This is a genomic window from Providencia sp. PROV209, from assembly GCF_028479485.1.
Lineage (GTDB): Bacteria > Pseudomonadota > Gammaproteobacteria > Enterobacterales > Enterobacteriaceae > Providencia > Providencia alcalifaciens.
In genome coordinates this window covers 75,701-94,653 of sequence record NZ_JAMPNR010000021.1, presented here as the reverse complement: position 1 = coordinate 94,653, position 18,953 = coordinate 75,701, and the positions used below count along the sequence as shown (strand labels likewise).

The following is an 18,953-nucleotide window of genomic DNA, read 5'->3' as shown; positions in this document are numbered from 1 at the left end:
TTTTTCTTTTTACTAAGGGTAATAAATGAAAATAATAATTTATCGATTACAGTGCTTTGGTGACTGCATCGATTTGTTCAGTGAGGCTGACTAAACCACCACCAGAGAGATACCACAAGTCAGATTGCAAATAGGTAATTTTGCCATCTTTATACGCTTTCGTTTCTTGAATATTTTGGTCTTCAAATACCGTTTTATCTAACTTACCTGCACCAATCGCTTCGCTACGATCGACAATTAAAATCACATCAGGGTTCGCTTGTGCGATAGTTTTGGTATCCACCACACGGCGTTTAGATTTGTCTGCATCCGCTTGAACAGGTAATTCAGCGCGCTGTGCTTTCACCACATCATAAACAACTGCTTGGTTATTTGGGATTAACTTGCCGTCATTGTGCAATAAAACCAGCACTTTTTTATTGGATGCAGCCGCTTTTTTCTGAGCTTCTGCAATGGTTTTATCCAACTGAGCCAGTTGCTCGTCTACCGCTTTCTGGTCACCGTATAAATCACCAATTAAACGGATATTCGCTTTTACTGATTCAATATAGTTTTTGCTATCAGAGCCTAAATTCAGCGTCGGTGCAATTTTTGATAACGCTTCGTAAGATTTACCTTGGCGACCGGTGATCACAATCAAATCCGGCTTCAATGCAGCGATTTCAGCTAAATTAGGCTCTTTCATGCCACCTGCATTTTTCACTGTCGCAGGGATGCCCGCTTTCACGTAAGCAGGCGCATTTCCCATCGGCAACGCGACAACCTTATCCCCTAATCCCAGTTTTTGCATTGAATCGTAGATACCGAAATCAAACAGAACCACTTTCTGTGGTTTTTTTACCACTTCTGTTTCGCCAGAAAGATGTTTAACCGTAACTTTTTCAGTACCTTGTGCAGTGATTGCGTTTGGTGTGAATGCAGCTGATTCAGCACTCAGTGCGTAAGGTGCGGAGAATGATAAAAGAGAAACAAGTAGAGCTGGAATAAATTTTTTCATGTAGTAACACCAATTTAGTCGTTAAGCCAAACCAGCATTCTAAGGAGAGTGACCAATAAGTCAATTAAATGATAATGATTCTTAGTATTGTTTTTATTTATGGCATGAACATCATAGTTTTCACGAATTTTTAATGCAAAAAAGCAGCAACACGTTTCCCTGTTGCTGCCTATCAACGCGGACAGAACTCAATTATTTAGATTTAATCCCGTCTAATAAACTCATACGTTGTTGCTCTAGCGATGTCACTTTCGTACAAACCTGCTGACCAAACTGTTGGAAACTGTTTTCTTGGTTTTTCCATTCGCCTTCAATTTCTTGCTGTAATCCACCAAGACTGCCCAACATACCTTGCAGCATCTTATTGGTGTCACCACCTGCCAGCAACTGCTTACGACCCATTTCATTAATGCTGTCTTGCAGAATACCACCTAAGCTTTCATTGACTAATTCACGCCCTGTTGTTTCCACCTTTTTAATTCCTTCATGGTGGAAAACGTAGCCATTTGAACGGGTTTCAATGATTTGATTAATCTGAGCATTGAGATCTTTTTCGAGTTTCGTTAAGCGATTACGAATATTACTGTCACTTCCAATCACTTTGACAACCACTTTATCGAGGGATTTTCTTGAAGCGGCTAACTTCTCTTCGGACTCTTTTTTGATCCACGGTAAATCCTGACGGATGGCCGATTGATAACGTAATGCTTGTTGCTGCTGCTCTGAGGTCAGTGCAACTTTTTGACCATTTAAGGTGACATCACCATTAGGCGTGATTTTTAAATCCCCGCTACGACCAATGACTTGAACATGTTCAGGCGTCATAAAAATATCGTCTTTGGGTGTCACGGCACAGTTATAATCCGCCGCTTGGCTCGTGGCGCAGGCCAGTAATGAAAATGCAATTAAAGTACGGCGTAACATAAAATCTCCTCGTCGATTACCTCTATCTCTGTTGAGAGGTAATTAAAAAACAGAACGTCCAATGCGTTTCGATAACAGTTCTAAGGCGGCGCATCCCACCAAAGAGTTTCCCGCCGAATCTAATTCCGGCGACCATACTGCCACCGTGAATTGGTTAGGAACCACACACACAATACCACCACCGACACCTGACTTACCGGGCATTCCAATACGAAATGCAAATTCACCGGAACCATCATACATTCCACAAGTCATCATTAAGGCATTGATCTGTCGAGACTGCAATGGCGTGATAATCGGGTCTATCGAGCAAGAGGATTCACCTTGATTCATTAAGTAGGTAAAACACCGAGCTAACTCGACACAATTCATACTTAGAGAACAATAATGAAAATAAGTTTCTAAAACAGTTAAAACATCATTATCAAAATTGCCAAAAGATTTCATTAAATACGCGATGGCCGCATTACGGCTCGCATGTTCCATTTCTGAGCGTGCGACATTCGTGTCATAACTAATATCTGGCTCACAAGCGAGTTTCCGGACAAACTCTAACATCCGTTGTTTTGGTGCGCTCAAACGAGATTGCAGCATGTCAGCAATCACAATCGCCCCAGCATTGATAAATGGATTCCGGGGAATTCCTTTTTCCATTTCGATTTGAATCAATGAATTAAATGGCAGCCCTGATGGCTCTTTACCAACACGGCTCCAAATTTCTTGCTCTTCGTAACGCGTCATTGCCAAGGTCAAGCTAAGAACCTTAGAAATAGATTGAATTGAGAAACGTGTTTTGGCATCTCCAGCGGTAAACACATCTCCCTCAGCGGTATGTACCGCAATCCCCAAATGATGTGAAGGAATACCGCCCAAAGCAGGTATATAGTCTGCCACCGTTCCTTGACCTATCAGGGGGCGAACTTGTTCCAAAATATCATGCAGTAATTGGTCAGAAAACTGGGTGCTCAAGTGTTTTGCTCCAGAATGGATTACTCTAGAAAATAAAGGCATCCAATTGGATGCCTTTATTAATAATCAAACTAGTTATTATTCCCACCAAACATCAAACAGTTCAGAAACAACAACGTCGTTCATCCCTTTTGATTTTAGCCAATTTTCAACGATTTGACGGTGTTCTTCGGTACATTTACCAATTTTTTGTAGGCAAACAATCCCTTCCCAGTTCATGTAGCCGCTAGCTTCAAATGCCAGTCCGTTTGGTTCGATAGCTTCAGCAATCAGTTGATCAACGGTGCTATCCACTTCTTCGATCGGCGTGCCTTCTTTAAAATTCCATTTAACAATGAAGCCTAATTCTTGGAATTCATCCAAACGCATTTTTTTACGTAAACGGCGACTACGTTGTTGTTTAGCCATGATTAAATCCTCTTAAACATTAAATCCCATACACCATGCCCTAACCGCTGGCCGCGCTTTTCAAACTTTGTTTCTGGTCTTGATTCTGGACGAGGAACGTAGTCCCCTGTGGTTGATACGTTTTCATACCCAGCAACACTGGTCATTACCTCAAGCATATGTTCTGCATAAGGTTCCCAATCTGTCGCCATGTGGAAAACACCACCATCAATTAATTTACTGCGAATTTTTTCTGCGAAAGGCACCTGCACAATACGGCGTTTATTGTGTTTCGCTTTATGCCATGGATCAGGGAAGAATAACTGAACCATTTCCAAGCTACCGTTCGGGATCATGAAGTCTAAAACTTCGATAGCATCGTGGCACATCACACGTAAGTTGGTGACATTTTCTTCTTTTGCCGATGCCAAACAAGCTCCAACACCCGGTGCATGCACTTCAATTCCCAGAAAGTTTTTATCTGGGTTTTGTGCTGCCATCGTGACTAATGAGGCGCCCATTCCAAATCCAATTTCCAGAGTAACCGGATTTGAATTATTAAATAGTTTTGCGAAATCAAAGGGTTCGTTAACAAAATCGATACCCATTTCTGCCCATTCGCTTTCTAATGCCTCTTCCTGACGTTTTGTCAGACGCCCTTGACGGCGGACAAAACTACGGACACGGCGCATAACCCGCCCTTCTTCATTATATTCGGGGGAGATAACGTTATTGATCATAATAAAGTTCTAAAAAATTCGTTGTCCAATTAGATAATGTGCCAACAAGAGTATAAAAAAAACCAAACATACCTAATTAATTAATATCTAAGTATGGTGGGAAAGGGAGTTTAGCAAAACTTCTCGGATCTTGCAGTTGATAATTGGATAACTTTACACAAGAAGCGGTTTACAGCCACCACGGTCTATGTTGCAATCCTCATCATGACTGAAATAGCGATAAAAATATTATAAATAATGGAAGCTCAACAATTTTCAAGCGCCGTGCTCAAGTGGTATCACAAATACGGTCGTAAAACCTTGCCATGGCAGCAGGAAAAATCCTCCTACCATGTTTGGCTCTCTGAAGTCATGTTGCAACAGACCCAAGTCAGCACTGTCATTCCCTATTTTGAAAAATTTACTCAACGCTTTGCCGACGTCACTGCATTGGCAAATGCGCCCCTTGATGAAGTTCTGCATTTATGGACGGGACTCGGTTATTACGCCCGAGCACGCAATCTACATAAAGCAGCTCAAGTCATTGCGACTCAATATCAAGGTCAATTTCCGACGACATTTGAGGAAGTTAATGCGCTTCCTGGTGTTGGACGTTCCACCGCAGGTGCCATTCTCTCCCTTTCTCAAAAACAGCACTATCCCATTTTAGATGGGAATGTAAAACGTGTTTTAGCTCGCTGTTATGCCGTCGAAGGCTGGCCAGGGAAAAAAGAGGTGGAAAACCGCCTGTGGGACATTAGCACCAAGGTCACGCCTAACGTTGAAGTGGAATACTTTAACCAAGCCATGATGGATCTTGGCGCGATGGTATGCACCCGTAGCAAGCCAAAATGTGAATTATGCCCGCTCAATACAGGCTGTATTGCATACGCTAACCATGCTTGGCAGGAATATCCGGGTAAAAAACCGAAACAAAAAATTCCTGAAAAAAGTGCCTGGTTCTTGATCCTTCAACACCAAGATAATGTCTGGTTAGAGCAACGACCACCATCCGGTATTTGGGGGGGATTATTCGCCTTTCCACAGTTTGAAAGCCATGAGCAACTGGCTCAATGGCTGGCTGATTCTGGTCTGCAACATGACATACCAGAACAATTAATTGCTTTTCGCCACACGTTTAGCCATTTCCATTTAGATATTATCCCTGTAAAAGTTAATATTCAGGCATTTAACTCTGCCATGGATGAAGGTAATGGACTCTGGTATAACTTACACCTAGGCGCAACCGTTGGGCTCGCTGCACCGGTTGAAAGTTTACTAAAACAACTTGCCTTATTATCTGATATTTGAGGAAAAATTAAATGAGTAGAACCATTTTTTGCACTTTCTTACAACGTGACGCTGATGGGCAAGATTTTCAGCTTTACCCTGGCGAATTAGGAAAGCGTATTTTTAATGAGATTTCGAAAGAAGCATGGAGTCAATGGATGACCAAACAAACGATGCTGATCAATGAAAAGAAGCTCAACACCATGAATCCAGATGACCGTAAAATGTTGGAACAAGAAATGGTGAAGTTCTTATTTGAAGGTCACGATATTCAAATTGATGGCTATACCCCAGAAAAATAGTTTTTAGGTCTATACCTATCGTTCCTCAAGTTGCATGGCTTGGTTTGCTACCCCCTGCAACTTGAACGCTTTTGATTCAATGAACGAAATAGTAAATAGCTTGCATTAATATTGTGGATCGTATGAAAAAATTACTCACACTCACATTGTTGATTCCCCTGATTGTTTCTTGTTCTAGTAATCAGAAATCTGACTTTAATCCTGACTATGTCAAAGATACTAATGGCTTTGATATTTTGATGGGGCAATTTGCTCATAACATCGAAAATATTTGGGGGATTAAAGAAGTTCTCATTGCAGGTCCCAAAGACTATGTGAAATATACCGATGAGTATCGTACTCGTAGCCACATTAACTTTGATGCAGGAACCATCACGGTCGAGACAATTTCTGCTGTTGAACCGTCAGCACACCTGAAGAAAGCGATTGTCACTACATTATTGATGGGCGATGACCCGAACTCCATCGACCTCTATTCCGATATTAACGACATTCCTTACAGTAAAGAGCCATTCCTGTTTGGTCAGGTTATGGACAATATGGGCGAACCTATTCGTTGGGAGTGGCGCGCGAATAAATTTGCAGATTATCTGATCAGCAATAAAATGCAGCGCAGGCAGTCCGGCATGAATATCGTTTGGTCGGTTACCATGCAATTGGTGCCAAACCACCTCGATAAACGCGCCCATAAATATCTGCCTTATATTAAAAAATCCTCTGCAAAATACGGTGTAGATGAATCACTGATTCTGGCGATCATGCAAATTGAATCAAGCTTCAACCCTTATGCCGTTAGCCGCTCTGATGCGTTAGGCTTGATGCAAATTATGCCGAACACCGCAGGTAAAGACGTATTCCGTTCTCAAGGTAAATCCGGTGTACCAAGCCGCAGCTACCTGTTTGACCCTGAGCAAAACATTGATACAGGCACCGCTTACTTAGCTATCTTACAAAATAGCTATTTAGGAGAGATTAGTAACCCAACCTCACGTCGCTATGCGGTGATCACAGCCTATAACGGGGGTGCAGGTAGTGTGTTGCGTGTATTCCATAATGATAAAAAGCAAGCTGCTCAACGAATTAATAATTTAGAGCCAGGTGAGGTTTACGAGACACTTTCGACCAAACACCCTGCGGCAGAATCTCGTAATTACCTGATTAAAGTTAATAAGGCGCAGAAAAAGTATTTACGCTAATAAACCATTAAAATAGCAACATAAATGCCAGATAACCCTCAACGTTTCTGGCATTTTTTTTTCACTTTTTGTGAGTTTTTACATTGATTTGATTAAAATTTAATTCAAACGCTGAAAAAAAACGCATTCAATCAAAAGTTTTTAGAAACCGCCTTGACTCCCCCTCTTAAATCAGGTTTAATACGCTCCGTTGCCCGGATAGCTCAGTCGGTAGAGCAGGGGATTGAAAATCCCCGTGTCCTTGGTTCGATTCCGAGTCCGGGCACCACTATTTAAAGAACCCGCCCTAGTGGCGGTTTTTTGCTTTCTGTATCATTAATTTATTGGTTCATCAGTGATGATTTATCTTTCATCCATCACCGCAATCGCTTCACGGTAGTACCTATCGAACTTCCCTCCTCAGAAAAATGAGCTCATACATTCACTAAAAACTAGCCGCTTTCAATAAATGGTAAACACAGTCATTATAAAATTATGCTCATTAGGCTAATGCATAATTTATGCAGTGATAGATTAAAAAATTATTTTGTTGATTATTACGATTATCCAAGCAGAAAAAATATGCCATTTATTCTTCTACGAACGAATGTGAATGTAAAAAAGCATTCTTTTTAAGAAATTGAAACATAGAAAATATATTCACTATTTTTCATAAAAATACCCACCTGATAAATAGTTGCCAAATGCGATGCGATTCACATTTTCAGGATTATATTTTAAAAAACAATCATGAGTTCGCATTTTTTAGATTATTATATTTCAATCGTTCTATTTTTTGAACTTTCCATGTAATTAATCATGCCATAACAAGTTAATTTTAAATTTTAGTGTTTGAAAACCATCATAACTTATTAAAATCATCATTCTTACCAAAAAAACTTCATTAGAAAGATATTTTTGGCAATATTAATATATAGATTCCCTCTATTTTAATTTTTTAGCTCTTCTATCTTTAGCTTTCACACACTCTAAAAATAGATTCTATAAATAAACTTTAGGTTTAATTATTAATACTTTCGACTATCTAATTAATAAATTATAAATCAAGGAGTTAACATGCATAAAATAATAATAGATTGTGATCCTGGAGTTGATGATGCAGTGGCTATTTTTCTCGCTATAGCGTCACCAGAAATAGAATTAATCGGGATAACAACAGTCGCAGGGAATGTAGAGTTAGAAAAGGTTCACAGTAATGCAAAAAAATTACTGACATTAGCTAATAGGCTAGATATTCCTCTCGCTAAAGGCTGTAATCGTCCATTAATGAGCAAAACTGGGAATAAAACGAATGTTCATGGTACAGATGGGCTTGCTGGGGTGCTCCTACCGGAATCTAAACACCACAATGATTCTGGTCACGCGGTAGACTTTATTATTGATTCTGTTATGGCAAATCCTGGTGAAATAACATTATGCGCAATAGCCTCTCTCACTAATATTGCAATAGCTATCATTAAAGAGCCAAAATTAATTGATAATGTAAAAGATATTGTCGTCATGGGAGGAGCCGCATTTACACAGGGAAATATAACGCCAGCCGCTGAGTTTAATTTTTATGTAGACCCTCATGCTGCTCATATAGTTTTTGATAGTGCGCAGCACATTACAATGCTTGGTTTAGATGTGACAAGTAAAGCGGATATAAGAGCGGGTTTGTGCACTGCTTTGGAAAAAGGAGGGGCTATTGCCCAGAGCGTAGCAGAAATGTGTCGAAGATATGCTGAATTTGATCCTTTCCTTCATGACCCTTGTGTTATTGCCTACCTCATTCAACCTGAAATTTTTTCAGGTGTTGATGGTTCAATCTCTATTGAATATGAATCCAAGAGATTATTTGGTCATAGTTTTGCGACCCCATCTACTTTGACTCATCACAGTTCGGAAACGATGAATTGTAAAATCATGACTGATGTTGATACATCGAAATTGATGACCTTAATTACAGAGCGCATTTTAACTCTTTGAGATAAAACTTACCTCAACGGGTAAATACACAGAATCTCTGATACACCTCTATTGCAATGATAATTTTTACATCGCGATTGTATTTTGGCATAAAAAGCCCCCCAGCAAATGGTTATCCAACTAAAGGGGGCACTTCATCTAGTGACGGCTTAGTGCTTTCTATCAACTAAAAAATTCATCTCGCTACATTTCAGCTTCTATAGGTGCTTTAGATATTAATTCAACTTTATCACTTCTTAAAAATTGAATACCCGTAAGATCATTTCCATAAACATCTCTCAGCTCCCATTCTTTTTTTAAAAAATGGCCACTTAATAAGGAATCTAGCCGAGCTAAATCAATTTTTATTTTCTCATTAGAATAATTATTGAGTTTTGCCTGTAATTTATAGCGAAGAAACTCCAGCATAATAATGCTTGCATTACATATCGCATATTGGTTTATAGACGCCAAGCTCCCACCAATTACATAACATTCCCAGTTATGATGAACATCAACAATCGCATCCACTTCACTATTTTCATATAATGGCATAAAGCCATAAAACATCTGAAGAAGAAAAAGAGTTTCACACTCAACTAGATAATCATCAGAAGATGAAAAACTCGGTAGTTTATCTCTAATTAACTGAATATAAGCACAAGCTTGTTGAAATTGCTCTAGGCTTAAGTTTGTTTCAACACCATAAAACTGAGCTGATCGGCTATACGCATGAGTTAACTGATATTTCATAATATAATCATTTTGGATTGATGCTTTTCAATACTCTTGAAAAACAAACAACGTGTTTTCCAAAATATAAATCGCAATTTAAATTTAATTAAAAATCGTATCTTTATAAGAGCATCCACTTCAATATCAATTGTTTAAAACAAAATAACAATATCAATTATTACATATACAAAAAAGATAGCGTCATATTTTAAAACTCAACAATGAAAATCAAAAACAGATTAATTTCCAATGAACGAAATTTATTATAGCCCAACATTTTATTAATGATAATATTTTTTCAAATTAAAAAGTAAAAATTCAATTATATTTATTATTTTCAAAACTTGAATTTCATTTTTAGATGAAAATTAAATAAGTAATAACATTGATAGTTTAAATGTAATTATATTTAAACTATCAATTTCAGACTAATGAAAGAAAGTAGGCGAGTAAGGAAAAGCATTATTTCATTTTTACGGCATAATCACTTTCCAAGTCATCATTACGGCGCTGCATAAGATCAGCAATAAAGTGAGGTATTGGAATGTCCGTTCAGATAATTTCACCAGCAAATATTTTGCCAATGGCATGACCAATAACGCGCCCGCACAGAGAATTAATGCCAGTTTTAAATCCGTGTAACCATCTTGCGCATAAGCCAAAGCTGAAGATCCCGATAATACTGTCGTGACAACAATCGATGTACCAATGGCTTGTTTGATATTTAAATCCATATAGCGCAATAACATGGGTAAAACGACCACCCCACCGCCTACCCCTGTCGCACCCAATACAACCCCAGCTAACACCGCCGGAATCGCCATCGCTTTCAGCTGGTTTTCTTTCATGACAACTTTCTTGAGTGGATTGGCAAAAAACATCCGCTGAATAAATAAGTACAATGAAAAAATAATTGCCGCAGCCACCAGCGCATTAATCCCCCATTCCACCTGTTTTTCATACGCGGGAATGCTGCCTAACCACGTCACCAGCAGGCTGGATAAAAATGTACTTGGCAACATAATCGCTAAGACTATCAACGCGCCTTTTAGGGGAATATTCCCTAATCGAAAATGCATGTATGACGAAGACACTTTCATCAACATGGAGAGAAAATTCGCCGTTGCTACTGCCGCTAGGGCATTCAATCCAAAAAAATATGTCAATATGGGTAAAACAATGACACCACCGCCCACACCCGTCGTACTTATAATCAAGCCGATCAGTGCGCCGATAGCTAACTCTGTGACAATCATGGTGGTTTATCCTGCCGATGTAACGGCTTGTCGACCTTTTTGCAATGCGATGTCCGCATCTTCATTAGCAAGGGTTAAGTATTTGAAGAATAGTGTGTCGAATATCACCATCTGCAACACTTGAGGGGTGATTACCCCCAACTGAGAATGTTGTTCATCATAGTAATAAGGGAGTATTAAATCCGCGAGGCGCGCCGCATCATCTTGCCCAAAACGGGTTAAGGCGATAGTGGTACAGCCATTATCGTGAGCGGATTTCAGCATACGGTTCACTTCAGGTGTATTACCCCTAGCGGTCACCGCAATAGCTAAATCTCCATCACCTAAATTCGCCGAATAGCTCAGTTGCACATGCAAATCTGGGCTAAATAAAGCCGATTTATTGACGCGGATAAATTTATGGAAAATATCATTCGCCACAATCGCTGATGAACCAATACCAAACAGCACGATGCGTTTCGCTTCAACCAGTTTTTGAGCAACAGCATCAACCGCAGCGGGTTCTAACAGTTCTAACGATTTTTCAATGGCACTAATAAACAGCTGCCCTGATTTGGCAATGATCTGAGCCGTATCGTCATTACGACTCAGATTGCCATATAAACTTTCTGCTTTGTGTTGCTTCTCATCCGATAAATAATCGACTTTAAATTCAGGATAGCCACGGTAGCCCATTTGCCTTGCAAAACGAATGACGGATGCACTACTGACACCAGCTGCTTGAGCCAATTCTGCGGCATTCATCGCAACAAGGCTGTCGCGATACTCCAGCAAAAACTGCGCAATGCGCTGTTCCGTGCCTTTGCCTCTCGTCAATAAGCTTTCCAATTTTACAGTCAATGCTGACATGGCTATACCTTCTTATTATTTTTCTGGATCGTTGAAGCCTATTATCATACTGGCAATGAAACCGACAATCCATGCGCCTGCAACAGCAATCAGAAAATCGAGAATTTGCCCATCACCCACCAGCGGAATTAACGACAATCCAGCAGTCCCAAATGGGATGATAATTCCGACATGGAAGAATGCCATCAGTGCACCGCCCGCAGCCCCCCCGATGCACCCAGCAATAAACGGTTTGCCCAATGGTAATGAAACACCAAATAATAATGGTTCACCGACACCAAAGATCCCGACAGGTAAAGCCCCCACTAAGGTTTTCTTTAAGCGCTGATTTTTGGTTTTTAATAATACCCAGAAACACGAGCCAACTTGCCCCATACCGCCCATCGCTAAGATTGGGAATAAGTAATTCAAGCCAAATGTTTGCAAAATTTCCGCATGGATTGGGATCAAGCCTTGGTGTAGACCGGTTAATAATAAGAACAGGAAGCTTCCGCCTAAGATACCGCCAGTTGCCACTGCCCCGCCACCGCTATTGAGCAATGCAACAGAAACCCCTTGAGCTAAGACTTGGTTAAGGTAATGTCCCGCCGGTTGAAAAACAATCAATGCCACCATCGCAGAGACTAAAATAGTCACGAATGGCGTCACAATCAAATCAAGGCTCTCTTTGATGATACTTCTAAACCACACTTCAAATTTAGATGAGAAGACCACCACCATCAGTACCGCAAAAATCCCACCACTGTTAGGTTGCAGCTTTTCACCAAATAAAGTGATATCCGCTAAGCCTGGCATGGCTAAAAGCCCCGCCATAACAGCACCAATCGATGTCGATGCACCTAGCTCTTTTGCTGTATTTACCCCAATCATGATGGATAAATACGTAAATACTGCGCTACCAATCAACTTTAATAACTTAAATAGTTCGGGGAACTGCTCCACAACACCGGGAGCAACTAAGCGTACAATGTTAATCAACCCCATAATCAAACCGCAACCAATCAATGCAGGAATAGTGGGTACGAAAATGGCAGCTAGCGTATTAAGCATACGACGAATGGAGAAAGATTTTTTCTCTGGTGTCAAAGCGCTGCTTTCCTCGCTCGCTACGCCACTATTTTGCATGCGTTTATTCATGACGGAGAAAACTTTTGCAGCGGTTCCCATACCAACAATCACTTGTTGTTGCTCACCATTAAACACAACGCCTTTCACCCCTTCCACTTGCTTGAGGGCATCGGCATCAAATTTACTGTTATCTTTTAAAACCAAACGGATACGCGTCATACAATGTGTTAACGTACCCACGTTTTCAAACCCGCCCGCGTATTTTTCTATTTCTCTGGCGAGCACTTCCAGATGTTCTATCTTATTAGCCATAGTATTTCCCCGGTGTTGACTGAGTCATGACTCTGTTTATGTTTATGCTATTCGCTATGACTGTTTAGCATCAAATCCAAACTGGTGTTCGGGTTGCGCTGAACAATCTCTGTCGCTTGCTGTGCAGTAATATTCAATTCATACATTAAAATGGCGCGGCGTGGGTGATAATCCACCTGCTTTAATAACCTTGCCGCCGTATCTACATCAATCCCGCAAACTTCCCCAACAATTCGTTCAGCCCGACGCAATAGTTTGATATTACTCGCCATTACATCGACCATTAAGTTGGTATGAATTCGCCCTAAGCGCCCCATAACGCAAGTGCTTAACATGCCTAAAATCATTTTTTGTGCCGTACCACTTTTCATTCGCGTAGAGCCAGAAAGCACCTCAGCACCGACATCCGGTGCAATGGCATATTGCGCTAAATCACTCAATAAGCCGTGTCCACGTGTCGTGATCCCCACCGTCAATGCGCCAATTTGATTACCATATTCAATCGCGGCTAAGGTAAATGGAGTCCGCCCACTTGCTGCAATACCGATAATCACATCTTTTTCCGTAGCACCGCGTTCTTGCAATTCCTGTACAGATGCTTCCGTTGAATCTTCAATATTTTCAACTGCTTTTAACATCGCGGAATGCCCACCCGCAATGATTGATTGCACCATCTCAGGCGAGGTACCAAATGTTGGAGGGCACTCCGCGCTATCCAATACCGCTAATCGCCCGCTGGTGCCAGCTCCGACATAAAAGATCCGCCCACCTTGTTTTAAACGTTCAGCAATCACATCAACCACATTCGCCAATTCAGGTAACACGGAATGTAATGCTGTCGCGACGGTGCTATCCGCCTGATTGATCACGGTGAGCATGGATAAGGTATCTAAACGAGAAAACTGCAATGTGTCCTGATTAAGTTCATTGTTCAAACAATCGCTAAGCGTATTTTCGGTTACTGACATCACATCACCTCAACTGAAACTATATTTCATAGAAAAATACTATTTATGAATATTAATTTCAATTCTAATCATAACAAGTTATTCACTTAGGATGATTTACGTGATTGAACTCACAACAATGGTATAAAAGAAATTGAAAAACCGGTGGCAACTTTATAAACCGCTTAAGGCTACCACCGGATGAAGGCTATTTGACGAGTTTACAGCTCCCGAAGGCTGAAGGAATATGGAAATCAGGTTTCACAGAGTCTGGTTTGATCCAGCTGATCCACTTACGTACTTGTTTCGGCTCACCGGCACTAAATTCTCCGCGTAAAATGGCACACATCAAGGTTTTCTTATCGCTGTCTTGCCAAAGATTCAGTTGCGTCAATTCATCAAGGTCAATTTTTCCCGTTAGCACATACCCCTCTGGCGTGATTTGCCCAACCGTTTTTAAAGTTTGCCAATTCCAGCTAGGATCGACTTCACGATAAAAATTCGCTTTCGCATCAAAGGTACGCCCTGATGGGTCCATTTCTGCGGTGTAGTAAGGTTTTAATTCAGGGCTCGTCGCAAAGAATAATTCCACACGATCGGAATCTAATACAGCCTGATCTTTATCAGCATTTTGACCTAGCTGAATATCTTTATCGTCCGCGATAAAACGGAAATACAGCGCATTGTCGCTCCACAACGCACGAAAATCGGTTTTAGGTGGTGTCTCATTTTCCCACGGGTAGACAAAATCAGTGAGCACTTCAGCTTGCTCCCAGACTGCGGCTTTTTGGGCATCATCTAGGGATTTAATCTGTGCAGTATGATGGATGGGATACTCTTTCGCTGCCACACTGGCGGTCACTAACAGAGTTGTTGCTGCAAATAGGGTCGTTAATTTCATGCCTTGCCTCACTTTATCGGTTTTATAATGTGCGAATAACATCAATGGTGTTTTTATAACGAAATCGTTATGATTTTTTAAGAAATTAAATTTCATAACTTATAACGAATATAGAATTAAAATTTCACCATATGCAAGACATGTTCAATAAAAACCCTCACTCTGTGAGAAGACTCACTGTTTATAATCGTCTATTCTGATGTCAAATTCAGGGGTAATTTTTCACGAATCGCATCAATAACCACCCTCGTTTTTAACGGTAAAAAAGAGGTTGCTACCCATACGACTGAGATAGGATAACGAGCACTTTGATATATGGATAAAATCTCAATTAGATGACCTGTCTTGATATTTTCTTTGACTAACCATTGAGGTAAATACGCAATCCCAGCACCATTTAATGCTGCAAACATAATGGTTTGCATATCATCCATCACTAATTTGCTTATAGGTAAATAACGATGCGCTTGCTGGTTCTGATCAAAAACATGCCATGGCAAAATTTTTCCGGCCTGTGTATACGCGATCAGCTGGTGCTTATCTAATTCAGAAAGTTGCTGGGGAATACCATGTTCCGCTAAATAGCTCGGCGACGCACAAAAAATCATTTTATGGTAACCAATTTCATGGGCAATCAACTGGTTTGAATCGGCGAGTTTACCCACTCGAACTGCAACATGAACACCCTCTTGCTGTAAATCCACGTTACGGTCATTCAATACCGTTTCAATTTCGAGTTTTGGATATAACTTCATCAGTTCAACCAGCAACGGAACAACATATAAATTACCCAATAATCGAGGTGCAGTAATACACACTTTCCCCTCAACATTACGCTTACCGCTTTCTAAATAGTTTGAGGCTTCTTGAAGTGCATTCAAAGCCTTGCTCGCATACTCATACAACACCATGCCATCATTGGTTAAGGTTTGTTGACGAGTCGTTCGCTGAAACAGTGCAATACCTAAACTGCCTTCTAATCGTGAAATACTTTTACTAACGGCTGATCGCGTTAAATGTAGGCGCTCTGCTGCCGCTGAAAAATTTCCGGCTTCAACCACAGCAATGAAGATAGGTAAACAGTTCAAATCTAATTTGTTCATATTGGTGCTCAAATGGAAACAATATAAGGAAAGAATATCACTCATTGTCCACTTATCAAGCCAGATATACTTGCTACATCTTAAATTGATAAGGAAGAACCCCATGAAAATCTTAGTTATAAAATCCAGTATTAATGGTGCAGCATCTCAAACAAATACCTTAATTCAACAGTATCTGGATGAACGTAAAGCCCAAGGATATCAAGATTGTATTATCGAACATGATGTGGCAGAAAAACCCTTACCAGTACTGAATCAAGCGCGTTTTGCTGCGCTAAGAGGTGCAGAGATTAACAATCATGATTTAAAAAATACGGCCGAACTTTCAGACCAGTTAATTGCGGAATTAAAAGAGAGTGATTTACTGATCCTCGGTGCACCAATGTATAACCTCAACGTACCGACTGAATTAAAAAATTGGTTTGATTTAGTCGTCAGAGCAAGAGAAACATTCCGCTATACAGCAACCTATCCGCTGGGCTTAGTGGAAAATGTTAAAGCACTGGTATTTAGTGCTCGGGGAGGCATTCACTATGGGCAAGAAACCGATGCAATTACACCTTATTTGAAATCCGTTTTAGGTTTAATGGGCATTACAGATGTTCAGTTTATCTATGCTGAGGGTTTGGATATGAAACCCGAAGGGTATGAAGCGGGAATAGCTAAAGCTCAACAACAATTAATGCATCATGTTCATTGTTAAGTATTATTTACCAGAAAAATCCTCACTCTGTATTATGTAATTAGTGAGGATTTTATTTTCATTAAGATATCTATAAATATTCACTTACAATTGAAAATTCATAGCTAATGAATTGTATCTATTAGTATTTAACAAATTCATTTTTTTATAATAACGTCATTCCTTTTAATTTTTTCATCCAAAAAAACACCTTTAATGAGTAACAAAAAGCATAAAGTGAAAGAAAATATTTTATATTGTATCATTTTATTTCATCTAACGATCATTAAATAGATTTCATTTATTAATCTATGTCATTACTCAATCATTATTTTATTTCATTACTAAATATACTCAAAAAAAGAGTAATTTTAGAGTCGACATTATCGATGTTTTATTTAAACAGAATGTAACATTATATTTCATCATATTTTGAGTATTTACATCATTATTTAACCTATTTACAATTCACCTCGCTTTGAAATCATCCAATTATATAAATCTTATCTAACCAATCTAGGTAATTACTAACCATCAATATAATGAAACTAAATAAAAAAATAGGAAATTTTATTAGAAATGCAAGGGTAAGCAAAGGATTATCTGAAAAGGAATTAGCATCTTTAATATCGGTAAGTCAGCAACAAGTATCAAGATATGAAAGAGGAGTATCCACTTTAAGCATTCAAAACATTTTAATACTGCTGAATGCTCTGAATATTCCTTTTGATGAATTCAGTCACAAAATAATAAAGCCAGAACAAAATAGACTTTTCGATTTACTTATCGAAGAGTTAGAAACTGACGGTGTAATTAATGTAGGCAATCTCAAAAATATATAAATGTATTTTTCGGAGTGCATGCGTCATTTTAAATGCAAGTACCAAGCAAGTAATTAAATCCTTTTGAAATTTTTATAATGGAAAGTTATATAATGAAACTCAAGTTAATCGCTATCGCATTACCTATTTCTTTAGCTTTATCTCACACTGCATTTGCAGAAACCCTTCCAGAAGAGCAAGAGCCTACTTTAACTCCAGTTACTGTAGGTGGTGGTATTGTGAATTTTGCAGGTGCCATTGTGAATACTCCTTGTGTTATTGATAATGACGATGCCTCACAAACTGTTAATTTAGGTCAATACCGTCAAGATGCCTTCACCGGTAAATCTTCAGTTTCTTCTCCTGTTGGTTTTGATATTAAATTAACGGGTTGTGCAACCGAAACATTCAAAAATGCCTCTCTGACTTTCGCAGGTATTACTGTTCCTGACGAAGAAAAAATTCTTGCTCCTGTCGCTTCTCAAGGTGGGCAAATAACAGCGACTGGCGTAGGTATTCAAATTTTACAAAACAGTAAATTAGTGAATGTTGATGGTTTAAAAGCAACGGATGTAGTTAAGCTGAATGAAGGTGATAGTACATTACGTTTCCAAGCACAGTACATCGCATTAGCGGATGAAGTCACTGCGGGTTCTGCTAACGCATCTGCCGATTTCACTATTACTTACCAGTAATACTTCTGTCTTAGCACCCGTGTCATAGCGGGTGCGCATTATTTATTTTCGGAGTCTTTATGTTTTCATTACCTAAAACTAGCCATTTTTATAAATGGCTAGTTTCGCTATGCTATTTTGGTTTTTCTTCGCTGTGTTTTGCCGGTGGAATAACACTTGATAGCACCCGAATTATTTATCCGCAAGAAAGTAAACAAATTACTACAGGTATTCGGAACACCTCAGATAAATCAGCATTTTTAGTTCAAACATGGATAGAAGATGCAAAAGGAAATAAAATAAATGATTTTATTTCTACGCCACCACTATTCACTAGCGCACCCAAAAATGAAAATACCATACGCTTAGTTTATGCAGGTGAAAAATTACCTATAGATAAAGAATCTCTATTTTATTTCAATGTCAAAGCTATTCCATCTATTGATAGAAATGAACTGTCTGATAAAAATGCATTAATTCTTGCGGCAGTGACTCGCATTAAACTTTTTGTTCGACCAAAAGGATTAAAGATCACACCTAAAGAAGCAATAAGTCTTATTCGATTTAGCAAGATAGATAATCAAAAGATTAAAATATCCAATCCATCACCTTATTACATGACATTAACGGATCTTAAGTCAGACAAAAAAGAGTTGCCAACCGTCATGATAGCGCCATTTAGTGATATTCAAGTTAACTCTCCAGATGGATTTAATATCAATAAACTGACATTTAGTTCAATCAATGATTTTGGTGGCGTTACACCGCCAAAGCCTGCCATTTTCAATTAAAAATCAATGTGTTTTATTTCAAATGGAAATAAGGTTTTCTATGTTCGTCTCACTCAAAAAATACAAAAAAATCATAAATAACC

General features: G+C 39.3%; 20 protein-coding genes and 1 tRNA gene. 9 read left to right on the top strand and 12 right to left on the bottom strand.

Features of this window, described 5'->3' with window-relative positions:
• Positions 1-46 precede the first annotated feature (46 nt).
• From PR795_RS15100 to trmB, 5 genes are all read right to left on the bottom strand, one after another.
• A complete protein-coding gene (locus PR795_RS15100) occupies positions 47-997 on the bottom strand; it encodes a siderophore ABC transporter substrate-binding protein (RefSeq protein ID WP_036967183.1) in 951 nt (316 codons plus the stop codon).
• Positions 998-1,189: 192 nt separating this feature from the next.
• On the bottom strand, positions 1,190-1,921 hold the full coding sequence (locus PR795_RS15095) for a DUF2884 domain-containing protein (protein ID WP_181480646.1): 732 nt from the start codon (positions 1,919-1,921) through the stop codon (positions 1,190-1,192).
• 42 nt (positions 1,922-1,963) lie between these two features.
• Complete coding sequence (gene glsB, locus PR795_RS15090) at positions 1,964-2,932, bottom strand: glutaminase B (protein WP_006657369.1); 969 nt, start codon at positions 2,930-2,932, stop codon at positions 1,964-1,966.
• 36 nt (positions 2,933-2,968) lie between these two features.
• Complete coding sequence (locus PR795_RS15085) at positions 2,969-3,298, bottom strand: YggL family protein (RefSeq protein ID WP_006657368.1); 330 nt, start codon at positions 3,296-3,298, stop codon at positions 2,969-2,971.
• Between the two features lie 2 nt (positions 3,299-3,300).
• Positions 3,301-4,017, bottom strand: a complete 717-nt coding sequence (gene trmB, locus PR795_RS15080) for a tRNA (guanosine(46)-N7)-methyltransferase TrmB (protein WP_006657367.1) — start codon at positions 4,015-4,017, stop codon at positions 3,301-3,303.
• A 237-nt stretch (positions 4,018-4,254) separates the two neighbouring features.
• Here trmB and mutY point away from each other — a divergent pair, with 237 nt between their 5' ends.
• From mutY to PR795_RS15055, 5 genes are all read left to right on the top strand, one after another.
• Entirely contained in the window at positions 4,255-5,307 is a 1,053-nt protein-coding gene (gene mutY, locus PR795_RS15075) for an A/G-specific adenine glycosylase (RefSeq protein ID WP_006662649.1), read from the top strand.
• 11 nt (positions 5,308-5,318) lie between these two features.
• Entirely contained in the window at positions 5,319-5,588 is a 270-nt protein-coding gene (locus tag PR795_RS15070; RefSeq protein WP_006657365.1) for an oxidative damage protection protein, read from the top strand.
• 122 nt (positions 5,589-5,710) lie between these two features.
• Entirely contained in the window at positions 5,711-6,784 is a 1,074-nt protein-coding gene (gene mltC / locus PR795_RS15065) for a membrane-bound lytic murein transglycosylase MltC (RefSeq protein WP_006657364.1), read from the top strand.
• A gap of 192 nt (positions 6,785-6,976) precedes the next feature.
• Positions 6,977-7,052, top strand: a tRNA-Phe gene (locus tag PR795_RS15060).
• A gap of 788 nt (positions 7,053-7,840) precedes the next feature.
• The gene (locus tag PR795_RS15055; protein ID WP_006657362.1) at positions 7,841-8,752 is read left to right on the top strand and encodes a nucleoside hydrolase; all 912 of its coding nucleotides are present in this window, start codon (positions 7,841-7,843) and stop codon (positions 8,750-8,752) included.
• Between the two features lie 183 nt (positions 8,753-8,935).
• Here the strand turns inward: PR795_RS15055 and PR795_RS15050 are convergent, their stop codons facing one another.
• From PR795_RS15050 to PR795_RS15020, 7 genes are all read right to left on the bottom strand, one after another.
• On the bottom strand, positions 8,936-9,484 hold the full coding sequence (locus tag PR795_RS15050; RefSeq protein WP_006662692.1) for a hypothetical protein: 549 nt from the start codon (positions 9,482-9,484) through the stop codon (positions 8,936-8,938).
• A 455-nt stretch (positions 9,485-9,939) separates the two neighbouring features.
• On the bottom strand, positions 9,940-10,722 hold the full coding sequence (locus tag PR795_RS15045; RefSeq protein ID WP_006657360.1) for a sulfite exporter TauE/SafE family protein: 783 nt from the start codon (positions 10,720-10,722) through the stop codon (positions 9,940-9,942).
• A 6-nt stretch (positions 10,723-10,728) separates the two neighbouring features.
• Entirely contained in the window at positions 10,729-11,571 is an 843-nt protein-coding gene (locus tag PR795_RS15040) for a MurR/RpiR family transcriptional regulator (protein ID WP_006657359.1), read from the bottom strand.
• A gap of 15 nt (positions 11,572-11,586) precedes the next feature.
• Complete coding sequence (locus PR795_RS15035) at positions 11,587-12,951, bottom strand: PTS transporter subunit EIIC (RefSeq protein ID WP_006662693.1); 1,365 nt, start codon at positions 12,949-12,951, stop codon at positions 11,587-11,589.
• Positions 12,952-12,998: 47 nt separating this feature from the next.
• A complete protein-coding gene (murQ, locus tag PR795_RS15030) occupies positions 12,999-13,919 on the bottom strand; it encodes an N-acetylmuramic acid 6-phosphate etherase (RefSeq protein WP_272516928.1) in 921 nt (306 codons plus the stop codon).
• Between the two features lie 187 nt (positions 13,920-14,106).
• Positions 14,107-14,799 (bottom strand): carbohydrate-binding family 9-like protein, encoded by a 693-nt coding sequence (locus tag PR795_RS15025; protein WP_228075461.1) that lies wholly within the window; start codon positions 14,797-14,799, stop codon positions 14,107-14,109.
• 191 nt (positions 14,800-14,990) lie between these two features.
• Positions 14,991-15,902 carry a LysR family transcriptional regulator gene (locus PR795_RS15020; protein WP_006662696.1) on the bottom strand — a complete coding sequence of 304 codons (912 nt, stop codon included), beginning with the start codon at positions 15,900-15,902 and terminating at the stop codon, positions 14,991-14,993.
• Positions 15,903-16,005: 103 nt separating this feature from the next.
• On the opposite strand from PR795_RS15020, the gene PR795_RS15015 reads away from it, so the two are divergent.
• The 4 genes from PR795_RS15015 to PR795_RS15000 all read left to right on the top strand — a co-directional run bounded on the left by PR795_RS15015 (position 16,006) and on the right by PR795_RS15000 (position 18,870).
• Positions 16,006-16,605, top strand: a complete 600-nt coding sequence (locus PR795_RS15015; RefSeq protein WP_006662697.1) for an FMN-dependent NADH-azoreductase — start codon at positions 16,006-16,008, stop codon at positions 16,603-16,605.
• A 521-nt stretch (positions 16,606-17,126) separates the two neighbouring features.
• On the top strand, positions 17,127-17,426 hold the full coding sequence (locus PR795_RS15010) for a helix-turn-helix domain-containing protein (protein ID WP_006657353.1): 300 nt from the start codon (positions 17,127-17,129) through the stop codon (positions 17,424-17,426).
• A 92-nt stretch (positions 17,427-17,518) separates the two neighbouring features.
• Entirely contained in the window at positions 17,519-18,100 is a 582-nt protein-coding gene (locus PR795_RS15005) for a fimbrial protein (protein WP_006662698.1), read from the top strand.
• Positions 18,101-18,159: 59 nt separating this feature from the next.
• Positions 18,160-18,870, top strand: coding sequence for a fimbria/pilus periplasmic chaperone (locus PR795_RS15000; RefSeq protein WP_036962674.1), 711 nt, complete (start codon positions 18,160-18,162; stop codon positions 18,868-18,870).
• The last annotated feature ends 83 nt before the right edge of the window (positions 18,871-18,953 follow it).